Below are 13,706 nucleotides of genomic sequence, written 5' to 3'. Positions count from 1 at the left end.
TCGAAGGGTTGACTAGGTTTGCCGCATGAGGGTGCCGCTGAAGCGCCCGTCAATGGGGGAAACCATGGCCAACCTGTCTCGCCGAAGTGTTCTGGCAGCCTCGGGTGCAGCGTGGGCGCTGCCGGGTATGGCGCGCGCCGACACGGTGAAGCCGCGCCTGACGGTGATCTCGCAGTGGTCGGCGGGCAGCGACGGGGCCGCGATCACCGCGCTGGGGAAGCTGTTCGAGCAGAATGGCGGCATCTGGCAGCATAACCCGGTACCGGGCTTCACCACTGAGATGATGAACAAGCTGCGGGCGGAGATCATGTCGGGCGATCCACCGGCGGCGTCCCAGCTCAAAGGGCCAGAGATCGCGGCCTGGTCGAAGATCGCGCCGACCGTCGATCTGGATGATGCCGTGGCGGCGGCGGGCTACGAGAAATTCGTCGCGCCGGAACTGGCCGCGCTGCACAAGCCGTATGGCCATTGGATCGCGCTGCCACTGCAACTCTACCGGATCAACACGCTGTTTGCCTCGAAGAAGGCGATGGACAAGGTGGGTGCCACGAAACTGCCGGCGACCTGGGCGGAGTTCAATGCGCTGGCGGCGAAGATGCAGGCGGCAGGGATCATTCCGCTCGCCAACGGCGGTATCCGTTGGGATGACGGTATGAAATGGGAGATCGCCCTGAACGGCATCAGCCCCGCTGCCTATCGCAAGGCGGTGATGCAACTGGACGCCGGCACCCTGATGGGGCCGGAGGTGCTGGCCGCGTTCGAGCAGACCCGCAAGCTGGCGGACTGGATGAACCCGTCGATCGCCGCGCAGAGCTGGAGCGTGCAGGTGGCGCCGTTCATCCGCGGTGAACTCGGCATGGTGCTGATGGGCGGCTGGGCGCAGGGCAATATCATCAACGGCGGCTTCACCTTCGCCGATTTCATGAGCGGGCCGGCGCCGCAGGATAACGGCAAGGCGGCCTACATCATGAATGCGGATGCCTTCATCCTGTGGAAGCAGAAGGCGCCCGATCTGCAAGCCGGCCAGTTGCTGTTCGCCAAGCTGGTGATGGAGCTGTCGACTCAGGAGATGTATTCGCACATCACCGGATCGATCCCGGTCCGCACCGATGCGGACCTCAGCGGCCAGGGTTGGTCGGATGCGCAGCGCAGCAGCGCGCAGGGGCTGAAAGATGCAGTGAAGGAAAACCAGGTGGTGCTGAGCCTGGCGCACAACATGGCACAGCCGAACCAGATCACCGCGGCGATGATCGATGTGCTCACCGAGTTCGTCCACAACAAGGACCTGAAGCCGAAGGAGGCGCAGCAGCGTCTGGCGGACGCGATCGACAGCGCGCGCTGATGCGGCCTGGCTGGTTGCGCCGGTCTTGGGAGGCTGTGGCGCCGGCGCTGGCAATCTGGCCGCCGCTGATCCTGTCGGCCGGGCATGTCGTGGCGTTCACGGTGTGGACGGCCTGGCTGTCGTTCACGCCCTCGACCCTGCTGCCCGAGTCCGGGTATGTCGGCTGGCGCAACTATATTGCCATCATGGCGACGCGGAATTTTCATGTCGCCTACGTCAACATCGTCATCTTCGGCGTCTGCTTCGTCGTCCTGACCAGCGCGTTGGGCCTGCTGCTGGCGATCCTGCTGGACCAACGGGTGCGCGGGGAAAACGTCTTCCGCACGATCTTCCTGTATCCGATGGCGGTGTCCTTCGTGGTCACAGGAACGATCTGGAGCTGGCTGCTCAATCCCGGCATCGGTATCCAGCGTCTGGTGCAGGGCTGGGGCTGGACCGGCTTCCGGTTCGACTGGCTGGTGGACCGGGACATGGCGATCTACACGCTGGTGATCGCCGGGGCCTGGCAGGCTGCGGGGTTTGCGATGGCATTGTTCCTGGCCGGTCTGCGTTCGGTCGATGCGGAGATCATCAAGGCGGCGCAGATCGACGGTGCCAGCGCGTGGCGGATCTATCGCCGCGTGGTGCTGCCGACCATGGGACCGATCGTGCTGGCGGTGATGGTCATCCTGTTGCAGATGGCGATCAAGACCTTCGACCTGGTACGCGCGCTGACCGGCGGAGGGCCCGGGATCGCCACCAACATGCCTGCCACCGTCGTCTACGACTTCATGTTTCAGCGGGGCCAGATCGGGCGTGGCGCGGCGGCGGCAATGCTGATGCTGCTGGCCCTGGTCGTCGTCATCGTCCCCTACAAGCTGCATGAACGCTGGCGGGCCAGGTCATGATCCGTGGCCGTTGGGTTCTCTATGCGGCGTTGCTGGCCTTGGCGGCGTTTTTTCTGACGCCGCTGGTGATCGTCGTGCTGACCTCGTTGCGGCCGAATGAGGAGATGGCGCAGCGCTCGCTGATCGGCTGGCCGCAGACCGTCACGCTGGCGAACTACGCCATGGCGTGGAGCCATTTCTGCATTGCCGAACGCTGCACCGGGGTCGCGCCGTATATCGTCAACTCATTGCTGATGACGGTGCCGGCGACGATCATTTCGACGTTGCTGGGGGCGGTGGCGGGGTTCTCGATCGCGCTATGGCGGTTTCCCGGTGATACCGCGGTGTTCGCGCTGGTGACGCTGGGGGTGTTCCTGCCGGAGCAGATGCGGCTGATCCCCTGGGTGATCGTGCTGCGCGACATCGGCCTGCCCAACACCATCGCCGGCCTGGTCCTGGTTCATGTCGTGCAGGGGCTCAGCTTTACCACGTTGTTCTGCCGCAACTACTACGCCGCCATCCCGCAGGACCTGATCAAGGCCGCTCGGATCGATGGTGCGGGGTTTTACCGCATCTTCTGGCGCATCGTGCTGCCGTTGTCGCCGCCGATCCTGATCGTCTGCACGATCTGGCAATTCACCGGCATCTGGAACGAGTTCCTGTACGGTGTCACCTTCCTGACCGGGCCGGAGCAGCCAATCACCGCGGCGATCATCGCCATCAGCGCCACCGTGACGACGACACCGCAGTACGGAGTCCAAAGCGCGGCGGTGCTGCTGGCGGCGGTGCCGACCCTGGCGGTCTACCTGTTCGGCGGAAAGTATTTCATGCGCGGCCTGACCGCCGGCGCGGTGCGGTAGGGGCAGGCATGGCAGGATTGACGGTACGCCAGGTTTCCAAGCGCTTCGGAGCAGTCGAGGTGCTGAAAGACGTCAGCCTCGATATCGAGGACGGTGCATTCACCGTGCTGGTCGGTCCGTCCGGCTGCGGCAAATCGACTCTGCTCAGCATCATCGCCGGACTGGAGACGGCAAGCGCCGGTGACATTGAAATCGGCGGCCGATCGATGAACGGCGTGGCGGCGAAGAACCGCAACATCGCCATGGTGTTCCAAACCTACGCGCTGTATCCGGCGATGACGGTGCGGCAGAATGTGACGTTCGGGATGGAATGCCGTGGCGTGCCGAAAGCCCGCCAGAAGGAAGCGGTTGAACGCGTCGCGCGCCTGCTGCAGATCGAACCTCTGCTGGATCGCCGCCCGGCGCAGCTTTCCGGCGGCCAGCGCCAGCGCGTCGCGATGGGGCGGGCGCTGGTGCGCGATCCGGCGCTGTTCCTGTTCGATGAGCCGCTGTCCAACCTGGACGCGCAGTTGCGGGTGGAGATGCGTGCCGAGATCAAGCAGTTGCACGCCCGCATCGGCACGACCTGCGTCTATGTGACCCATGACCAGGTGGAAGCGATGACGATGGCCACACGCATCGCGGTGATGAACCAGGGGAAAGTCCAGCAGTTCGCCGATCCCGACACGATCTACAACCGTCCCGCCAACCTCTTCGTCGCCCGCTTCATGGGCGCACCGCCGATGAATACGATGCAGGCTCGGTTGGAAGGCGACGGCGATGCGGTGCAGGCTGTGATCGGCACTGGAGACAACGCGGTCCGGCTGGCGGTATCCGGTGCCGCCGATCGGTTCCTGCCTTACCGGGGCACCGGCGTGGTACTGGGTATCCGTCCCGAGTGCATCGCGGAGCCACAACGGCGCTTCGGTGCCGATGATGCCCCGCCGACAATGATCGATGCGGTCGTCGAAATGACCGAACCGACGGGTGCCGAAACGATCGTGATGCTGGGCCTGGGCGGTCAGCGTACCATCGGTCGTGTCGCCGCCGATATGCGGCTGCCCGTCGGCAGTACGCAGCGGTTTTCCATCGACACGCGGAAACTATGTCTGTTCGATCCGGCCACGGAGCGTCTGATCGCGTGATTCCGGCGCGTCAGCCGTCATCGTACCTTGGCATAGCTGAAGCAGTCTCTCGGCTCTTTACTGATGGCTGGATGGACGAGGTACCGTCGCAACAGTCCCTCCCTGACCAATCCGGACTTTTCCATCACGCGGGCGGAGCCGATATTCTCCACGTCGCACACCGCGCTGATGCGGAAGATCGATGGCTGCGCCAGTCCCCATCGCACGATCTCGGTGAGGGCCTCGGTCATCAGTCCCTGGCCCCAGAATGCCCGAGCCAGCACGTAGCCGAATTCCAGGCGATGCCGGTCGACTTGTCGCAGGTCGAGGCAACCCCGAATCACGCTGTCCTTTCGTCCGACCATCACATAGGTGCGCGCCCGATGCGGCGGGGTATGGAGACAACTGCGAATATAGGCCTCGATATCCTGGCGGGTCCGGTGCGGCCGCCAGATCAGAAACTGAGTGACCTCGGGGTCCCGCGAATAGGCGCTGAAAATCGGCCCCGCATCGGCCATGGCGATCGGGCGTAACGTGAGGCGCGGCGTGCGGAAGGTGGCGGGAAGCATCCGCTTTCTATGACTCGGTTCGATGCTGATAGAAAGCGTTTGATGAACCGGCGGGATGAGGCGTGCCCGAAAATACAGGGAACATTTCAAACGATAGCAGCGATCTGATCAAAATATGACCTTACCTGGCCCTTTATTGCCTATTCTGTCCGGTGAAGGAGGCACCGATCATGCCAGCATCTCGTCCGGCTTTGGTCCGAACGGAAGCGTTCTGCGCGGCGTATGGCCTGCGCATTCCTGTGTTGGTCGCTCCGATGGCCGGTGCCTGTCCGGCGTCCCTGTCCATTGCCGTCGCCAACGCCGGCGGCCTGGGCGGTTGCGGCAGCCTGCTGATGCAGCCGGCCGCGATCAAGGCATGGGCGGCGGAGGTCCGAGCGGGGACGAATGGTGGGTTTCAGGTCAATCTTTGGATCCCAGACCCGCCGCCAATCCGTGACGAAGCGGCCGAGGCCGCGATCCGGACTTTCCTCGGCGGTTGGGGCCCCGCGGTTCCGCCCGAGGCGGGTAACACGACACCACCGGATTTCGCCGCCCAGTGCGAGGCGCTGCTGGAGGTCGGTCCCTCTGTCATTTCGTCAGTCATGGGGGTCTATCCGCGTGACTTCGTCGCGCGGATGAAGGCGCGGGGCATCAGGTGGTTCGCCACCGTCACCACGGTGCGGGAAGCGCTGGAAGCCGAGGCCGCGGGGGCCGATGCCATCGTTGCCCAGGGCATGGAGGCTGGCGGTCATCGCGGTGCCTTCGATCCGGCGTATGCCGAGGCGAGTCAGGTCGGGCTGTTCGCATTGCTGCCGGCGATCGCCGATGCGGTGAAATTGCCGGTGATCGCCGCCGGCGGGATCGCCGATGCCCGGGGTGCCGCTGCCGCGCTGCTGCTGGGTGCGTCCGCCGTCCAGATTGGCACCGGTTTTCTGCGCAGCCCGGAAGCGAAGCTGGCACCGGCCTGGGCCGATGCGATCGGCCGCACTCGGCCAGAAGAAACCGTGGTTACGCGTGCTTTCTCCGGCCGTGCTGGGCGCAGCATCACGACTGCATATGTCCGGGCGGCGGCCGCGCCGGATGCTCCGTCACCGGCGCCTTATCCCGTGCAGCGTGCCTTGACGCAGGCGATGCGCGACGCAGCGGGCAAGGCTGGTGACGTCGATCGCATGCAACTCTGGGCCGGGCAATCGAGCGGCCTCGCGCTGGCTCGGGCCGCCGGCGACATTGCCCGTGATGTTTGGGAAGGCGCGCGCGGCCTGCTGGGGTAGACGCAACCAGGTTGCATCGACGGGCGTTAGGCAAAGGGATGGCGGCGCTGTGCTGGCCACCGCAACCTTCAGTCCGAGGACCTGTGTATGCGTTTTCTGAACACCGCGATCATCCTGACGGCGGCGATCGGGCTGGCCGGCTGCGTTGTCGAGACACCAGACCATCATCGTCCCCCGCCGCCACCGCCTTTGGATTACGGGCATCCGCCTCCGCCGCCGCCCGATGGGCGCGGGCCACCGCCTCCGGGTTATCCGCCGCCGCCCCCCGGTGACTACCGGTAGGGCTGCTGGGCGATGACCATCGACGGCTGGTGGGTGGCGATCCCCACCAGTGTGTCGGTCACGTTGCGCACGACAACCGAACCATAGGCCGCCACCGCCAGGACGAGGCCGGCCCATACCAGGTGCCGAAACAGCCCCGTGCGGTCAACTCGCCAGCGCATAGCGGGGATGGGAGGAGAGCCATTCCTCTTGACTCATGATCGGGGCCATGGCTTCGGCGAGTTTTTCCTTGGTGGCTTCGGTCGCGCGGAGGAGTGGTAGCCGCACCTCGCTTGTCGCCAGGTTCAACAGCGCCAGCGCGGCCTTCAGCGGTACTGGATTACTTTCGGTGAACAGCGCGTCGTGCAGGGGCGCCAGCAGGTCACGGCCATGGGCAAAGGTGGCCAGGTCGCCCTTGTCCCAGGCCAGATGCATCGAGGCGCAAAGGGACGGCGCCACATTGGCGGTGACCGAGATGCAGCCGTGGCCGCCGGTGGCCCGATAGGCGGCGGCGGTGGCATCGTCGCCGCTGAACTGCAGGAACGCCGGCCCACACAACGCCCGCAGGCGCGGCGGACGGGCCAGATCGGCGGTGGCATCTTTGATGCCGGCGATCAGCCCGCGCTCGAACAGCGTGGCGACGGTCTCATCCCTGATCGCAACGCCGGCGCGGCTGGGCACGTCGTAGGCGATCAACGGCAGGTCGGCGGCATGCGCCAGCACGCGCATATGCGCGATGATCCCATCCTGGGATGGTTTGACATAAGGCGTCGGCGCACACAGCAGGGCGGTCGCGCCGCATGCTGCCGCGAGCTGGGCGATCGAAGCGGCTGCCTCGGTGCAGGAACCGCCGCAACCGGCGATCACCGGGATCTGGCCGCCGGCCGCCACGACGGCCATGCGGATCAACGCCGCCTGCTCATCAGGGCTCAGTGCGGCGGCCTCACCCGTGCTGCCGCAGGTGACCAGGGCCGTGGTACCGCGCTCGATCTGGCGTTGGCACAGGCGGACGAAGGCGCGCTCGTCGATTCGGCCGTCCTTGAATGGCGTGGCCAGGGCGGTCATCGAGCCGCCGAAGAGACGGGGTGTACGGTTCATGATGGCCTCCGAACATTGGCACGCAGCAGGATCAGACCGGGCAGGTGGATTGAATGCGGGGCGGAAAACCCGTTCAGCTGCAGGCGGCGCGCCAGGGCGACCGCGGCGGCCGCATGCCCGACGCCGGCGACCAGGCGGCCGTTCGGGGCGAGCGCTCTGCCGGCAAGCCGGATGACGTCATCGGGGGATGTGGCAAGCGGGACGAAGACGACGTCGTAGTTATCCGCATCGGGTTTGTCGCCGGGGTGGAGGACGGTCGCTGCCAGACAGCCTCGCCGGATCAGCCCGCACATCAAATCGAGCCCGTGATCGGCGACGATCAGCACGCGGGCGTTGGTCATATCCCCGGCCAATCGCCCGAGCGGGTCGAGGAGGTCGCTTTCCTTGGTGTCGGGCTGTGGCGGCGCCTGCAAGGGCGCGGCAACGGACGCTTGGATCATTCGAACAAATCCTCTCGGCTCGGGCGCCGATTGCATCGGCGCACTGCGCTTGGGTTTTGCCGGAAGCGGCTGCCGGCCCCCTATGGGTGACCGCCGATCTGGCGCCGAGAAGATTGGTCAGTCCGGCATAGAAGTTCGATGCATGCTGTCGAGGCGGCGAATATCAAAGCCATAGTGGGCGTCGCCAGCCCGCGTCTTTCCTAGGTCAGCGGCTGGCGGTTCGCCTGGGGGCGTTCGGCTGGGGCAGCGGACTTGCCAACTGCACCTTGCTGCCGTCGGCGAGGTCAGCCGGCGGGCTCAGGACCAGGCTTTCCCCGCCCACCAGCCCGTCGCGCAATTCCGCCGTGGTGCCGAAATCCCGGTAGATCGTCACCTTCTGGAACCGCACCCTGCTGTCGGCGTCCACCGTCGCCACTTGCAATCCACTCGCGTTGAACACCAGCGCCGCGTCCGGCACCACGATCGCCGGCGTCTGCCGCGGAATGGAAAATGCCACGTTCACGAACAGACCCGGCCGCAGAATGCCGTCCGGGTTGGGCACATCGACCTCGGTCAGCATCGAGCGTGACGCCGCCTGCAAGGCGACGGCACTGCGGGCCACGCGGCCCCGGAAGATGCGTCCGGGCATCTCCGGCACGGTCACCTGCGTCTCGATCCCGTCGCGGATGCCGACGGCGCTGCTCTGCGGCACATAGACGGCGATACGCAGCACGTCATCGCGGGCAATGCTGAACATGGGTGGGCCGCCGGCGCTGTCCTGGGTCAGCAGGTCGCCCTTGTCGACGTTACGTGCCGTGATCACACCGCCGAACGGCGCCTTCACCAGTTCGAACGCCGTCAGCGCGCTTAGCCGGTCCACTGTCGCCTGTTGCGCCTTCAGATTGGCCTGAGCGACCGCCACGCCGGCCACGGCGTTGGCGATCCCCGCGGCCTGCACCGACAAGTTCGCCGTCGCATTGTCGGCGGTCTGTTCCGGTTCCCATCCTTGCCTTGCCAAAGTTGTTTCGCGATACTTCGTCAGGTTCGCCAGCCTGGTGTTTGCCTGCGCGGATAGCACCTGCGCTTCCGCCTGCTGCACCGCCGCCTGGTTCTGGCCCAACTGCGCCTGCGCCTGGGCAAGCTGCTGGTCGAGGTCGGGGGCCTCGATGCGCAGCAGAAGGTCGCCGGCCTTGACATGGCTGCCGATATCGACCCGCCGCTCCGCCACATAGCCGGTGGCGCGCGGATACAGGTTGGCGACGTCGAACGCCTCGGTCTGGCCCGGCAAGGTCAGTTCGACGGGCGTATCGATCTTCCGCGCCTGCATCGTGCGTACCTGTGGAACGAAATCCTCTTGCTCCTTCTGAGTCTCCGCCGCGTTGGCGTAGGTCCGGAAGTGTTGGTAGCCGCCGACGCTCAGCAGCGCCAGGACGGGCACGAGCACGTAGAGCCCGATGCGCTTACGCGGTGGGGCAGGCGGTGTCCGGTCAGAGTCGGTCATAGGTAATCTTCCAGAGGTTTGGCCTCGCTGCCGCGTAAAAGCGCATAGAGGAATGGTACGAACAGCAACGTCGAGCAGGTTCCCACCGCGATTCCGCCCAGCACCGCTCGGGCCAGCGCGGCGTTCTGCTCGCTGCCCTCGCCGATGCCCAGTGCCATCGGCAGCAGGCCCACGAACATCGCGCCGGCGGTCATCAGCACCGGCCGCAGCCTGGTTTCGCCCGCGGCGATGGCGGCCTGTAACGCGCTGCATCCGGTGCTTTCCCGATGCTCCCGCGCGAAGGTCACCAGCAGGATCGAGTTCGCCGAGGCAACGCCGACACTCATGATCGCGCCCATCAGCGACGGGATGGAGAACGTGGTCTGGGTGATGAACAGGCTGGCGACAATGCCGCAGAACGCCAGCGGTAACGCAGCGAGCACGACGAATGGATCGCCCCAGTTCTGGAAGTTCAGCACCATCAGCAGATAAACGGCGACCATAGCAACGATCAGGCCGATACCGATATGCAGGAACGCCTGGTCCTTGCTTTGGATCTGGCCCCGTACCGCGATCTTGTCCGGTGCCTCCAGTTGTTTCTGCTGGTCGGCGACAATGCGGCCGAGGTCGCTTTCCACCCCGCCCAGGTCGCGGTCCTGCACCGCCGCATAGACGTCATAGGTCGGCTGCGTGTTGACATGATTGGACACCGTCTGCTCGCTGCCACGCTTCAGCGTTGCGACGTTGGACAGAAGCTGCAACGGACTGGGACCCGATGCCGAACCGGCCGAGATCAGCAGCGGCGTGTTGGTCAGCGACGTCATGCTGTCGTTCCGGTACTCCGGTGTCTGCACCCAGATCTGGTAGGGAATGCCGGTCTGCGGATCGGACCAGAAATTCGGACTGACCTGGAAGCTGCCGCTCAGCGAAACGTTCATGTCGGTGGCGACCTGCTGTTCGGTCAGGCCGAGTTCCGCGGCACGCTGGCGATCGACCTGGACAAAGAACTCCGGCGCATTGGTGATCTGCTGCACGTGGACATCGACCGCGCCGCGCACCAGCCGCAGTTTGCTGGCGATCGTCTGGGCGACCTGCAGATCCTTGGCCGGATGGCGGCCGTTAACCTGCACATCGATCTGCGCCGGCACACCGAAATCCAGGATTTGGGTGATCATGTCCGCGGCTTCGAAATAGAAGATCGCGTCCGGAAAGCGCTGGTGCAGGATTGTGCGCAGCCGCTTCTGATAGGCGAAGGTCGAGCCGTGTTCGGGCGCCAGCGTCACCAGGACCTCGCCGTCGTTATAGGCGACGAACGTGCCGTTGCCGAAAGCGAAGTTATAGTTCGACGCGGGCAGGCCGATATTGTCGATGATGGTCCCCAGTTCGTTGCGCGGAACGACCTGGCGGATCGTGTCCTCGACTTGCTGGAACAGGACTTCCGCCTGCTCGATGCGCATTCCGGGTGGCGCGCGCACGTGCAGCGTCATCTGTCCGGCGTCGATCGCCGGGAAGTAGTCCGTGCCCACGAACATGAACAGGACGGCGGCGCAGGCCATGATCGAACCCACCACGCTCAGGGTCATCACCCGGTGCAGCAAGACGGCGTGCAACAGGCCGACATAGCCCCGATGGAATTTTGTGAACCCTCGCTCGAACCCCGCTCTGATATGGCCGAACACGTTGGTCGGGGTGGCGTGGGGATCATGGCCGTGATGTTCGTGCTTCACCAGCACATCGATCAGGATCGGGACCAGGGTGCGCGACAGGACATAGGACGCCAGCATCCCGAACACCACCGCCAGTGCCTGTGGCGTAAACAGGAATTTCGGCGCGTCGGTCAGGAACGTCACCGAGACGAAGGCGCAGCAGATCGATAGTGTCGAGATCAGGGCCGGCTTGGCGATGCCGGCCGCGCCATACACCACGGCGTGCTTGAATTCCTTGCCTTCTTCCAGCAGCCGATAGGTGTTCTCGATCGCCACGGTCGCGTCGTCCACCAGAATGCCGACCGCCAGCGCCAGCCCGCCCAGCGTCATGATGTTGACCGTCTCACCCAGGGCCGCCAGCACCGCCAGCGATGTCAGGATCGACAACGGGATCGATACCAACACGATCAGCGTCGAGCGCCATGATCCCAGGAACAGCAGGATCATCAGCCCGGTTAGTCCAGCGGCGATCGCCCCTTCACGGATCACGTCGCTGATCGCGCCGGCGACGAACGTCGATTGGTCGAACAGCGGTGTGATTTTCATATCTTTCGGTGCCGCGGCCCTGATCCCCGGCAGCAACGACTTCACGGTGTTGACCACCGACAGGGTCGAGGCATTGCCGTTCTTCAGGATCGTCAGCAGCACCCCGCGTACCCCGTCCTGCCGCACGATATTCTGCTGCGGCGGTCCGCCGTCGCGGACGTAGGCGACGTCGCGCACCAGGATCGGTGACCCGTTGACGATCTTGACCGGTACCTCGTTTAGCGTGGCAATCGCCTCGGGTGTCGAGTTCAGCCGGACCACATATTGCTGCGTACCAAACTTCGCCAGACCGGAGGGAACCGTGATGTTCTGCGCGGTCATGGCGTTGGTGACATCGGCCGGAGTCAACCCGTACGCCTGCAAGGCGTGCAGGTCCAGATCGACCATGATCTGCCGCGGTGCGCCGCCGTAAGGCGATGGCAATGTCGATCCCGGCACGGTGGTCAGTGTCTGGCGGATGCGGTACTGGGCGTAGTCGTAGAGTTGCCGTTCATTCTCCTGGTTGGAACTCAGCGCCAACTGGATGACCGGAACTGTGGAGGCCGAGAAACGCATGACGACCGGCGGATTGATGCCCGGCGGCAGGGCGGCGCGCACCGAGTTGGTGGCCGCGGTGACCTGGGACAGTGCGAGATCGATGCTGACGTCCGGCTGGAAGTAGACCCGCGTAATGGTGACGCCTTGCAGCGTCGTGCTCTCCATATTGCGGATACCGTTGACGTTGTTACTAAGGGCGAACTCCGAATAGGTGGTCACCCGCCGTTCCATCGTCGGCGTGTCGAGACCCGTGTATGTCCATACGATTGTAACAACAGGAATGTTGACCTCAGGCAGCACATCCTTCGGCATCACGATGTATCCGCCGATCCCGGCGAGAAGGATCAGAACCGACATCACATAGAATGTGACTCGGAATTTAAGCGCGTAAATGACGAGACCCATACCGCATTATCAGTGGCGCGCGATGCCGCGCGCAAGTGCTGCGGTGCAGCAAAATCGTGTCAAAACGGTGGAATTGAATTAAATCCCGTTCAGGACACGGGATATCGTGACAAACCGCAACAGTGCCACTCGAATTTTTTCGATTGTAAATGCAAATTTAATTTTATCTTGACTAATACAGTCTCAATGAACAGTTTTGTTATAATGCATTTGTATTGACAATGCTGATAGCGATGTCAATCCGCCTTTGCGGCTTCCCGAGCCAGGATTTCGAAGGAATGCTTGCGGGTGGTGTGGTCGAAAATCTGCGCCGTTACCATCAGTTCGTCCGCGCCGGTCGAGGCGACGAACGCGCGCAGTCCATCCCGCACCGTGTCCGGCCCGCCCACAACCGCACACGCCAGCGCGTCGGCCAGCATCGCTCGGCCGTAGCGGTCGACGCTCGCCTCGAAGTCTTCGACCGGCGGTGGCAGCTTGCCGGGCCGGCCGCGCCGCAGGTTGAGGAACGCCTGTTGCTGCGACGAAAACAGCAGACGGGCCTCGGCATCGGTGTCGGCGGCGAAGACGTTCACACCCAGCATGACGCGAGGCGCCGCCAACCGATCCGACGGCCGGAAACGCTCCCGGTAGATCGCCATCGCTTCCCGCATCTGGCCGGGGGCGAAATGCGAGGCGAAGGCGTACGGCAAGCCCAGATGTGCCGCCAGTTGCGCACCATAAGTGCTGGAACCGAGGATCCAGACCGCGACATCCTGACCGGCGCCGGGCACGGCCTGCAGCGTCTGGCCGGGTTCGGTGGGCTGGAAATAGTGCATCAACTCGACCACATCAGACGGGAACTGATCCACGTCGCCCGTCAGGTTCCGCCGCATGGCGCGCGCGGCGATCTGGTCGGAGCCGGGCGCGCGTCCGAGGCCCAGGTCGATCCGGTGCGGATGCAGCGCCGCCAGCGTGCCGAACTGTTCGGCGATCATCAGCGGCGCGTGGTTCGGCAGCATGATGCCGCCGGCGCCAATGCGAATGGTATTGGTGGCCACCGCCACATGTGCCAGTGCCACGGATGTCGCCGCGCTGGCGATCCCCGGCATGTTGTGGTGCTCCGCCATCCAGTAGCGGCCGTAGCCCAGGGCTTCGGCGTGGCGGGCGAGGTCGACCGAATTGCGCAATGCCTGGCCGGCGTCGCTGCCTTCGGGGACCGGGGAGAGATCGAGAACGGACAATGGGATCATCCACACTACATAGTGTGGGATGCACGTGGACGGAA

The 13,706-nt window shown here is 64.7% G+C and carries 13 protein-coding genes; 6 read left to right on the top strand and 7 right to left on the bottom strand.

Features of this window, described 5'->3' with window-relative positions:
- The first annotated feature begins 25 nt into the window (after nt 1-25).
- From GSQ89_RS20555 to GSQ89_RS20540, 4 genes are read left to right on the top strand one after another with little or no spacing between them, the layout of a single operon-like run.
- The gene (locus tag GSQ89_RS20555; RefSeq protein ID WP_216856297.1) at nt 26-1,342 is read left to right on the top strand and encodes an ABC transporter substrate-binding protein; all 1,317 of its coding nucleotides are present in this window, start codon (nt 26-28) and stop codon (nt 1,340-1,342) included.
- A gap of 35 nt (nt 1,343-1,377) precedes the next feature.
- A complete protein-coding gene (locus tag GSQ89_RS20550; protein ID WP_216856296.1) occupies nt 1,378-2,229 on the top strand; it encodes a carbohydrate ABC transporter permease in 852 nt (283 codons plus the stop codon).
- Nucleotides 2,226-3,068: a carbohydrate ABC transporter permease gene (locus GSQ89_RS20545; protein WP_158928628.1), complete on the top strand. Its 843-nt coding sequence runs from the start codon at nt 2,226-2,228 to the stop codon at nt 3,066-3,068. The genes GSQ89_RS20550 and GSQ89_RS20545 overlap by 4 nt, the downstream gene beginning before the upstream one ends.
- Before the next feature lie 8 nt (nt 3,069-3,076).
- Nucleotides 3,077-4,192 (top strand): ABC transporter ATP-binding protein, encoded by a 1,116-nt coding sequence (locus GSQ89_RS20540; RefSeq protein ID WP_158928626.1) that lies wholly within the window; start codon nt 3,077-3,079, stop codon nt 4,190-4,192.
- 17 nt (nt 4,193-4,209) lie between these two features.
- Here GSQ89_RS20540 and GSQ89_RS20535 read toward each other — a convergent pair whose 3' ends face one another.
- Nucleotides 4,210-4,740: a GNAT family N-acetyltransferase gene (locus GSQ89_RS20535; protein WP_158928624.1), complete on the bottom strand. Its 531-nt coding sequence runs from the start codon at nt 4,738-4,740 to the stop codon at nt 4,210-4,212.
- Between the two features lie 170 nt (nt 4,741-4,910).
- Here GSQ89_RS20535 and GSQ89_RS20530 point away from each other — a divergent pair, with 170 nt between their 5' ends.
- The gene (locus tag GSQ89_RS20530; RefSeq protein WP_158928622.1) at nt 4,911-5,990 is read left to right on the top strand and encodes a nitronate monooxygenase family protein; all 1,080 of its coding nucleotides are present in this window, start codon (nt 4,911-4,913) and stop codon (nt 5,988-5,990) included.
- A gap of 87 nt (nt 5,991-6,077) precedes the next feature.
- The gene (locus tag GSQ89_RS20525) at nt 6,078-6,272 is read left to right on the top strand and encodes a hypothetical protein (protein WP_158928620.1); all 195 of its coding nucleotides are present in this window, start codon (nt 6,078-6,080) and stop codon (nt 6,270-6,272) included.
- On the opposite strand, the gene GSQ89_RS20520 is transcribed toward GSQ89_RS20525, so the two are convergent.
- From GSQ89_RS20520 to GSQ89_RS20495, 6 genes are all read right to left on the bottom strand, one after another.
- Nucleotides 6,263-6,433 (bottom strand): hypothetical protein, encoded by a 171-nt coding sequence (locus GSQ89_RS20520; protein ID WP_158928618.1) that lies wholly within the window; start codon nt 6,431-6,433, stop codon nt 6,263-6,265. The genes GSQ89_RS20525 and GSQ89_RS20520 overlap by 10 nt on opposite strands.
- Nucleotides 6,417-7,349 (bottom strand): 4-hydroxy-tetrahydrodipicolinate synthase, encoded by a 933-nt coding sequence (gene dapA / locus GSQ89_RS20515; protein WP_158928616.1) that lies wholly within the window; start codon nt 7,347-7,349, stop codon nt 6,417-6,419. Before dapA ends, GSQ89_RS20520 begins: the two co-directional genes overlap by 17 nt.
- The gene (locus GSQ89_RS20510) at nt 7,346-7,789 is read right to left on the bottom strand and encodes a hypothetical protein (protein ID WP_158928614.1); all 444 of its coding nucleotides are present in this window, start codon (nt 7,787-7,789) and stop codon (nt 7,346-7,348) included. The genes dapA and GSQ89_RS20510 overlap by 4 nt, the downstream gene beginning before the upstream one ends.
- A 205-nt stretch (nt 7,790-7,994) precedes the next feature.
- Entirely contained in the window at nt 7,995-9,269 is a 1,275-nt protein-coding gene (locus tag GSQ89_RS20505) for an efflux RND transporter periplasmic adaptor subunit (RefSeq protein WP_158928612.1), read from the bottom strand.
- The gene (locus GSQ89_RS20500; protein ID WP_158928610.1) at nt 9,266-12,442 is read right to left on the bottom strand and encodes an efflux RND transporter permease subunit; all 3,177 of its coding nucleotides are present in this window, start codon (nt 12,440-12,442) and stop codon (nt 9,266-9,268) included. The genes GSQ89_RS20505 and GSQ89_RS20500 overlap by 4 nt, the downstream gene beginning before the upstream one ends.
- A 236-nt stretch (nt 12,443-12,678) precedes the next feature.
- On the bottom strand, nt 12,679-13,671 hold the full coding sequence (locus GSQ89_RS20495) for an LLM class flavin-dependent oxidoreductase (protein WP_158928608.1): 993 nt from the start codon (nt 13,669-13,671) through the stop codon (nt 12,679-12,681).
- Between the last annotated feature and the right edge of the window lie 35 nt (nt 13,672-13,706).

It is taken from the genome of Acidisphaera sp. S103 (assembly GCF_009765975.1).
Classification (GTDB): Bacteria; Pseudomonadota; Alphaproteobacteria; order Acetobacterales; family Acetobacteraceae; genus Rhodopila.
Note: the sequence above shows the minus strand (reverse complement) of the source record. Positions and strands in the feature narration are given on the sequence as shown.